The sequence below is a fragment of the Arachnia propionica genome, assembly GCF_003859805.1.
GTDB lineage: Bacteria > Actinomycetota > Actinomycetes > Propionibacteriales > Propionibacteriaceae > Arachnia > Arachnia propionica_C.
Map to the genome: position 1 here is coordinate 23,985 of NZ_RQZG01000023.1, position 8,505 is coordinate 32,489.

At 68.4% G+C, this 8,505-nt stretch carries 7 protein-coding genes and 1 tRNA gene; 6 read left to right on the top strand and 2 right to left on the bottom strand.

Annotated elements, in window-relative coordinates:
• Positions 1-2 precede the first annotated feature (2 nt).
• From EII34_RS14685 to EII34_RS14705, 5 genes are all read left to right on the top strand, one after another.
• A complete protein-coding gene (locus EII34_RS14685; RefSeq protein ID WP_124845924.1) occupies positions 3-1,349 on the top strand; it encodes a DUF222 domain-containing protein in 1,347 nt (448 codons plus the stop codon).
• 1,517 nt (positions 1,350-2,866) lie between these two features.
• Positions 2,867-3,847, top strand: coding sequence for a hypothetical protein (locus EII34_RS14690; RefSeq protein WP_124845925.1), 981 nt, complete (start codon positions 2,867-2,869; stop codon positions 3,845-3,847).
• Positions 3,844-4,743 carry an alpha/beta hydrolase gene (locus EII34_RS14695; RefSeq protein WP_124845926.1) on the top strand — a complete coding sequence of 300 codons (900 nt, stop codon included), beginning with the start codon at positions 3,844-3,846 and terminating at the stop codon, positions 4,741-4,743. Before EII34_RS14690 ends, EII34_RS14695 begins: the two co-directional genes overlap by 4 nt.
• Positions 4,744-4,760: 17 nt before the next feature.
• Positions 4,761-4,836 (top strand) — tRNA-Arg (locus EII34_RS14700).
• A 94-nt stretch (positions 4,837-4,930) separates the two neighbouring features.
• On the top strand, positions 4,931-6,289 hold the full coding sequence (locus tag EII34_RS14705) for an SMI1/KNR4 family protein (protein WP_124845927.1): 1,359 nt from the start codon (positions 4,931-4,933) through the stop codon (positions 6,287-6,289).
• Positions 6,290-6,448: 159 nt separating this feature from the next.
• Here EII34_RS14705 and EII34_RS14710 read toward each other — a convergent pair whose 3' ends face one another.
• A complete protein-coding gene (locus EII34_RS14710; RefSeq protein ID WP_124845928.1) occupies positions 6,449-7,426 on the bottom strand; it encodes an NAD-dependent epimerase/dehydratase family protein in 978 nt (325 codons plus the stop codon).
• Between the two features lie 98 nt (positions 7,427-7,524).
• On the opposite strand from EII34_RS14710, the gene EII34_RS14715 reads away from it, so the two are divergent.
• Entirely contained in the window at positions 7,525-8,256 is a 732-nt protein-coding gene (locus tag EII34_RS14715; RefSeq protein WP_124845929.1) for a glycerophosphodiester phosphodiesterase, read from the top strand.
• A gap of 22 nt (positions 8,257-8,278) precedes the next feature.
• On the opposite strand, the gene EII34_RS16095 is transcribed toward EII34_RS14715, so the two are convergent.
• Positions 8,279-8,505: hypothetical protein (locus tag EII34_RS16095; RefSeq protein ID WP_185711373.1), on the bottom strand; the 227-nt coding region annotated here is incomplete at its 5' end.

The following is an 8,505-nucleotide window of genomic DNA, read 5'->3' on the forward strand; positions in this document are numbered from 1 at the left end:
GCATGAACAGCCCGCTTCCCGTCACCGCTGCCGAGGCCTTTGACGCCCTGGCCGACACCGAGGCGCACCTGCGTGCCGCCGAGGTTGCGCAGGTGCTGGCGATCGCTCGGGCCGTCGAGGTGTACCGGGTGGATCAGGCGGCGGTGTTCGAGGCCTTCGAGGAATGCGCGTCCCCGCACGCCGACGGCTCGTCCGGGGTGGGGGAGTTCCTCGCCCTCGAGGTGGGTGCGATCCTCGGTGTCAGCCCGCAGGCGGCGATCTGCCGGATCGCTGACGTCCTCACCGTGCAGGGCCGCTTCCCGTTCCTGTGGAGCGTGTTCCTCAAGGGAGATCTCAGGTGGTGGCAGATCACCGACGCCATCCATCGTCCCGGGGTCAGCAGCCTGAGTGCCGAAGGTGCTCAGTGGCTGGACCACCGGCTCAGCATTGCGATGCGTACCTCGTCGTGGCAGCAGGTCCGCCGAAACATCACCAGGTGGATTCTCCAGGCCGACCCTGCCGCGGCAGCCGAGCGGGCACAGGTGCTGCGGCGGGACCGGCACGTGTGGATCAGCCAGATCGACGACGGCCACTGCACCCTCGCTGGACGTCTCGAGGCCAGGGACGCCATCGACCTGGATCATGCGTTGACCGCGGTCGCCGCCACCATCCCCGCCGAGGCTGGGACCCTGACACAGCGTCGTGCTGCCGCACTGGGAGTGCTCGCCAGGCAGGCCGTCGGGCAGGACACCCTCCCCGAGGTGAGCCTGATTGTCCACATCAACGCCGATGACCCGGCCCTCACCGGTGAGGACGAGGCCTGCAAAGTGGCGGAGATCGACCACTGGGGAGCCCTGCTGAGCGAGCGTTTGCCGGAATTCCTGGCGGGGTCGCGGGTGACCGTCCGCCCCGTGATCGACCCGTGGCGGATCGAGCCACAGGATCAACACGACCCGTCGAGCGCACTCCGGATGGCCGTCACCGCACTCATGCCCACCGACATGTTCCCGTACGGGGCGGTGTCGTCGCGGCGGTGTGACATCGACCACACGATTCCCCACGACGACCAGACCCCGGGGCTGACCAGGTGGGGAAACCTCGCACCGTTGTCACGCAGGGCTCATCGGGGCAAGACCTTCGGCGGCTGGCAGATGACCCAACCAGTTCCAGGCGTGATCCACTGGAGATCCCCGGCCGGATTCGAGTACCTCGTCACCGCCACGGGTGGAACCGTCCGATTGCGTCGGCCCGACCCGGTGGTGCGGCTCGAGGAGCCGCCCCCGGAATGGCTGGATCCGCCCGAGCCGCCTGAGGTCCCGTGCCTTGAGGCTGAGGCGTGGGATTGGGTCCAGTGGACCCTGTCCACCTGAGAACACTGCCTGCCCGCATTTCCTCCCCGTGGGGCTCCTCCTGACTTGGGCCATTTGTGCCGTCGGCGTGTGGTCTGGATGGCGTGGAGCCAGGCTTGGGCGTTGTGGGGAGTGGGTTCTCGGCGGTTCCACGAGTGCTCGGCCCGTGAAGCCACGATGGGTGGCGTGCGACGGCGGGGCTGACCGTCCCCGAAATCCAGCTCGTCCTGACCAGCAGCAACCATGCGTTGCCGAGTGAGGGCCTTCAACACCTCCAACTCTTCGGGCGTGTGCGTCGACCCGATGTGGTCCATCTGCTTCGACCCTCGCGACGAGCCCCACACCACCTGCACCGCCGTCGCCCCCGGCCCGGTCTTCACCGTCCTCACTGACGGACTCACCCCAACAGGGTAGAACACCCCTTGGTGCACACCCCAACCAACAAAACCCCTGGCCAAACAAGCATCAACCGTCGAGAACACGAAAACTGGCCAAAGCCAGGTGAGAACACTGCCTGCCCGCATTTCCTCCCCGTGAGGCTCCTCGGGGGTTGGGTTCCTATGTGCCCTCACGGGGTCTCGATTCGGGTTTCCTCGCTCCGCGTCGGCACCCCGGCTCGACCGTGGGGTGAAGCATGTGCTGGGACAGGAGCACCCACCGGGTCTCGACATGGGCTGCTCGCTGGCGCTCGTGGTCCGGCGTGACCAGCGGATGCCCCTGCTGGTCGAACCGAGGGCGGCCTGACCTGGCTCGTTTCCTGGGGCTTGGGTTCAGGGGGTGAGTCCGTGTGTGCGGACGGTGAGGACACTCTCCGGAGGAGGTCGAGGCTCTCAGGGCGGTGACTCGTCAGCGGATGATCGCTGTGGTGCCGTGTCACCGACCCGGCGGTCACGGACTGAGTGGGTATGCGGATGGGTGGGGGCAGGACCTTCGGGTGGTGCGGGAGTCGTGGCCGGCATCCGGGTGGACCGTGATCGAGCCGACTGAGACGCTCCAGAGCGGGGCACAACGGCGGGGAATCGTGCCGGTCCGCCGAGGCGACCACCATCCCAGGGGATCCCAGCGTCGTGGGTGGGCAGGGGAACGTCCAACGGTCTCACCCCCCCGCAGGGTGCCTTGATGACACGGCCGTCGATCAGGAGGTGTTCCGGGTCGAGGTCGACCATCATGTCGTCGCTGTCACGGGTGGTCGTCGAGGATAGCCCGATCCGGGATCCCGCTCCGGTGACACCTCAAGGGATGAGTCTCCACACGCTCCGTGACCAGTGCGGAGAACTGATCCCACGACGGGTTGGTGATGCATGTCGGCACAGCAGGTACGAACAGCCCTTCGGTGGTTGAGGATGGCTGGTTCGGCCAGTGGAGAGGTCCAGACCCCTGACACACGGTGCAGGAACTCACGCCGGACGGGAACAGGGCGGGCGTAGGGGTGCGGCGCATGCGTCACATGTTGTGCCCGGCAGGGCTATCATCCATCAGGTGCGACGCGTGTGCGCCCTGTGCCCGCGTGGGGCTCCGAACCCGGATGAGGAGGAGACGTGACCCTGCTGGCCCGCTCACTGACGACCCCCGACGTTCATGAACGCGCCACACTCGTGGCACACCTGGCCCGACACGGCAGCCCCGACGACGCCCGCAGGGCGCTCGCCGCCTTCCTCACCGCACCATCGAGCGAGACCGCCACCCTGCTCCCCATCGTCGTCGCCCACGGCGGCCAGGTCGAGGCCGAACAGCTGATGGCCCACGTCGTCGCCAGCGGCCTCCACACCCCGGACGAACCCGACGATCTCCTCGCCCAGCCCATCGACGACGTGCTCGCCGCCCTGGCCGAGATGCGGCACGAACCGGTCAAGGCCATCCTTGCGCGGGAGGTGTTCACCCCCGCCCACGGGGCCCGGTGGTCACTCAACCAGGCCGCTGCCCACGGCCTGCTGCATTTCGACTGCGCCGAGTACCAACAACAGATCGTCGCTGCCATCCAGGCCTGTCACGGCAGGAACATCTTCGACGAGGCCACCCCCGTGCTCGTCGCCAGGCTGACCGATCCTGACCTCCAGGCCCGCATCCTCGCCGACCTCTACGAGCTCGGCACCACCACCGCCTCCGTCGACTGCAACTCCGGGATCCTGCGCGGTTTCGCCCTCAGCGGCGCAGCGGGCCGCCCCTGGTTCCTGAAAGCCCTGCTCAACCCCGCCTGGGAATGCGACGCAGGTGGTACCGGCACCGACCACCACGCCTACGAAGGACTCCACGAGGCCGGGATCACCTTCGCTGAACTCCGGCATCTCGTGCGCGCCCAACCCGACGAGAACCGGGCCCACGCCGTCAACATCCTCGTCATGCTGCTGGCCAAACGCATCCACGACACCCGCCCCCACGCCGAGACCTGCACCGAGCTGTACCGGATGTTCTTCGCGGACGACGACGGCGAGACCCTGGACGACGGCGACGGACACACCCACGACCTGCAACAGATGCTCCTGACCCGTCTCGCCCTGGAACTGGAGGAGAACGCGTGAACCCCTTCGTCAAGGCTGCGCTGTGGCTCAGCGCCGGTGCCGCCCTCGGCGCGAGTTTCACCGCCGGGCTGACCGGCTGGACCCTCCACGCCCGGCGGCGCCCCGATCTGCCCTACGCGTTCTCCCCGTTCGAGGTGGGGGTCGATGCCCACGACGTCACCTTCACCACCACCGACGGTGTTCCCCTGGCCGGCTGGCTCCTGCCTCGCGACGACAGCGACACCCTGACCATCGTCTGCCACGGCTTCCGTGGCACCAAGGCCGACATGCTCGGCATCGGTCCGGGACTGTGGCGGGCCGGCCACGAGGTCCTGCTCTTCGACTTCCGAGGCAACGGCGACTCCGGCGACGGCCCACAGTCCCTGGCCCACCACGAACAACGCGACCTCGAGGCCGCTCTCGACTGGGCCGCCCGGGAACGTCCCGGCCGACGCATCGCCGTCGTCGCCTTCTCCATGGGAGCCGCCACCACCATCCAGGTCGCCGCCCGTGACCCCCGCATCGAGGTACTGGTGCTCGACTCCCCCTTCGCGACCATGGGTGGTGTCGTGGCCGCGAACATGACCCTCCACCGTCTCCCCGCCCGGCTGCTCCTCCCGCTGGCGAACCTGGCCAACCGTCTCGGCTACGGCTATTCCTACGACGACGTGCGCCCCGTCGACGTGATCCACGCCATCCCGCCCCGCCCGATCCTGCTGCTGCACGGGCGGCGCGACCGGATCATCCCGCACGACCACGCGCTGCGCCTGGCAGCCGCTGCAGGCCGGGACAACGTGGAACTCGTCACCTTCCCCGCCGACCACTGCGGCGGCTACTTCCACGACCGTCCCGGCTACATCCGACGGGTCGCGGAGTTCCTGAACCGCGGGTTTGCCAACTCCCGGCCCCTGACGTAGAGTTACTTCTCGCCCGAGCGCTCGTAGCTTAATGGATAGAGCATCTGACTACGGATCAGAAGGTTGGGGGTTCGAGTCCCTCCGAGCGCGCCAGCAGACCCACCCCGCCCCGTGCGGGGTTTGTTGTTCCTGTCCACCTTTCGGTGATGAAGGTGACGTGACCCCGGACACCTGCTGGGATGGGGTCATGACGGAAACCGAGAACACCACCCCCGAGGCGTTGCTGGCCGAGATCGTCGCCAACCACTTCGTCGATGCCCGGGTGATCGAGCGTGACGGGGTGCAGGTGGTCGTGCTGGGGGAGGGTCTCCCCGAGATCGCGTGCCGCATCAACACCCTTCAGGAGGAGGCTCCCTTCGGCGCATTCATCAGCCTCACGATCACCGGTGGCAGGCTCGGTGCCCCGGGAGCACTGGTCACCGCCAGCGGCTACGGCGACAACCCGACCTCGGCCATCGTCGCCGCGGGCTGCAACTGGGCCTGTGCCTTCGGACCGGTGCTGCTGACCGGCATCGGCAGGCCCGAACTCATCACGACCCAGGACCCGGAGGTGGAGCAGTTCGAGACCGTGCTGGGCGGGCGACGCTACCTCGTCACCGTCGCCGCCCTGGACCGCGCCGCCAACGCGGGGGTGGAGGAGATCGCGCAGTGGCGAGGCAGGCTCGGTGGCCCGTCCGCCCTGACACAGCGGGTGCTGGCCAGCGGCACGATCCCGCACTCACGCACCGACGACGTCCTCCCGCTCGGCTGCTTCGCCGGGATCGGCCCCACCCCGATGTCGGAGGTGAAGTTCGGTGCCGGTGACTGGGAGGCCGGACGCGCCGTGCTGGATGGTCTCGGCACGATGGAGGGCGCCTACGTGCTGCTGCGGGAGTGGGCGCTGCTGACCCCACTGGAGCCGGCACCCGGCCTGACCCGGGAAAGCCTCCAGAACACCCTCGATCTGCTCCGGACCCAACGCGATGACCCCCACCGCGAGGCCGGATGGCGTGGCGGCCGCGCCCACGGGATGCGGCTGGGTCCCCCCGGGCACATCAACGGGGTCGATCTGCCCGCCGACTTCAAGTGGTACGTCGAACAGATCGCCGTCTCCGGGGCGGCCCCGGGCTACGGGCTGGAGCCCCGGGTGATGGACCAGGGCTGGATGAAGGTGGCCCGCGCCGGGTGCGGGGCCAACTGGTTGCTCAACCTGGGCGACGGCTCGGTGTGGCTGGACTCCCGCACCAGCGACGAGCAGGTCCGGCAGGTCGCCCCGAGCTTCGCCGCCTGGTACGAGGCCTGGCTGGACAACGCGATCCGCGTCGGCGGCCCGTTCGCCCAATGGAACAACCGTGCCGACGCCGCCCTCAAGGTGCTGGCCGACATGGCCGAGCAGGGGCGGCTCGAGGAGCTGGGCCACAGCCGCATCAACCTGACCACCGGCGCCGAACCCGACGGCCCCTGCCACGTCTGCGAGTGGGTCTACGCCGACCATGGCATCCCCAGCAGCGTCTTCGACCCGGCCCCGGAGGAGGACAACGAACCCACGGTCATCGATCAGCTCTGAGCTGCTCCGTCGGGTCCGCCCCGCTCAGCGGGGGCACGGACAGGGGCACGAATTGCCGTTTTGCGATTGCGGAACGTTTCACAGGGGGTCTCGAGCAAGTAAAACGGCGATTCGTGCTCATGGGGGCGGGGGGGGCTGAGCAGGCCCCTCGCGCCCCGATCAGGTGCGGGCGTCCAGCTGGTTCCGCAGCTCGATCTCCTCGGCGTCGGTGAGGCCCGCCATCCGAGGCGTCTCCCGCTGCTCCTCGTAGCGCAGCGCAACCGCCAGGGTCTCGCCGAGCGGGCGGAGGTGCAGCCCGTTCGCCAGGGCCTGCCGGACGTCCAGTGCGGCGGCGAAGCGGAACTCCGGCAGCGGCAGCCACAGCGGCAGGGACCTCGGCCCCGCCCACGGCTGGATGCCGTGCGCCAGCAGCTGCTCATCGACGACCTCCCGCGCCGTCGCGCTCGACCCGGCGACCTCGCGGCTGGCGGCCAGCAGCCGGGCCAGCGGGACGGCCTCACCGGCGACGTTGAACGTCCCGGTCACCTGCTCGACCACGCAGTGGACGACCCACCGGGCCAGGTCCTCGACGTCGATCAGGGAGGCCAGCTGGTCGCCGCGCGGGGTCAGCACGTCGTCGCCCGTTGGGTGGGCGAAACGCCACGGGTAGTAGCCGGACCTGCCCGTGAAGTCGCCGTCGCCGCCGATCAGCCCCGGCCGGAAGACGGTCAGCGGCAGCTCAGTGTCGCGGAAGGCGTTCTCGCAGGCCACCTTCGCGGCCCCGTACTGGCTCATGTCCGCCATGAAATCGGCGTCCAGCGCGTCCAGCAGCGGCGCGGACTCGTCCTGCTCCGGCACCTCGAAGCTCCGGTAGACGCTGACGGAGGACACGTACAGCCAGCGCCTGGTGGTCAGGAAGGCGGCCGCCCGTCGGGCATGGCCGGGCGTCGAGGTCAGGTCGATCACCGCATCCCAGATGGTGTCTCGGACCTGATCCAGCCCGTGCTCGTCGTCGCGATCCGCCGCGACGAAGACCACGCCCTCGGGCGCGGGCTGCGTGCCCCGGGCAAGGCAGGTCACATCAAGCCCGGCAGCGACGGCGTGGCGTGCGATGGCGCGTCCCAGGAAGGCAGTGCCTCCCAGCAGCAGAATTCTCATACCCTCCACCCTCACACATCGTTCAAGGCGACACGTCGGGGTCGCAGGGCCCACTGACGGTCGGGGCTGCGGCGTAGGATTGGGCCCCGAGGAGGAACATGACAGCCATCTGGGCCCATCGCGGGGCATCGGCCTACGCACCTGAGAACACCATCCCCGCCTTCAAGCAGGCCATCGAGATGGGGGCTGACGGCATCGAGTTCGACGTGCAGCGTTCAGCTGACGGCCAGCTCGTCGTCATCCACGACGAGACGGTCAACCGCACCTCGAACGGGGTCGGCAAGGTGGTGGATCTCAGCTTGGAGCAGCTCCGACGGTGCAACTTCAGCAACGGGTTCGTCGGTACCCGGCATGTGCAGATCCCCACGCTGAAGGAGGTCCTGGAGCTGCTGGAACCGACTCACGTGACGATCAACATCGAGCTGAAGAACACCGTCGAGTTCTATCCCGGGATGGAGCACGACGTGGTCTCGCTGGTCAATGAGGCAGGTCTGCAGGACCGGGTGATCTATTCGTCGTTCAACCACTTCTCCTTGGCGAACCTGCGGGGGGTGGTCCCGCCGGAGAGGCTCGGGCTGCTCTACAGCGACGGCCTGTACGACCCGTGGAAGTACGCCAACCAGTTCGGTGCCGGTGCCCTGCACCCACATTTCATCGCCCTCTACCAGCCGAACTACATGTGGCTGTGTCACGAGGCCGGGGTCAGGGTGAACACGTGGACCGTCGACGATGACCACGCCATCAAGCACTTGGTCTCCCTCGGAGTCGATGCGGTCATCACGAACTTCCCCGACCGGGCCCGCCGGGTCATCGACCGGCCGTGGCTGTGAACCCAGCCGCCTGACGGGTCGGTCATCGTCGTCCCCTGCGGGCGGCTGTTTTCTGGTGGTCGACGGGGAGGGCTTTGAATGCTCCCAAGGCCTCGGGGTCGTGGCGGTCGATGCCTGCTCTGAGGGCTCGTCGGTACCAGGGTGGGAGGAGGAAGGGCGGGAACCAGAAGAAGAATCCGAGGAGGAAGGTGACCATGCAGAAGATACAGGTCAGGCCAAACACTCCCAGGATGAGGTCGGGGATGGCTG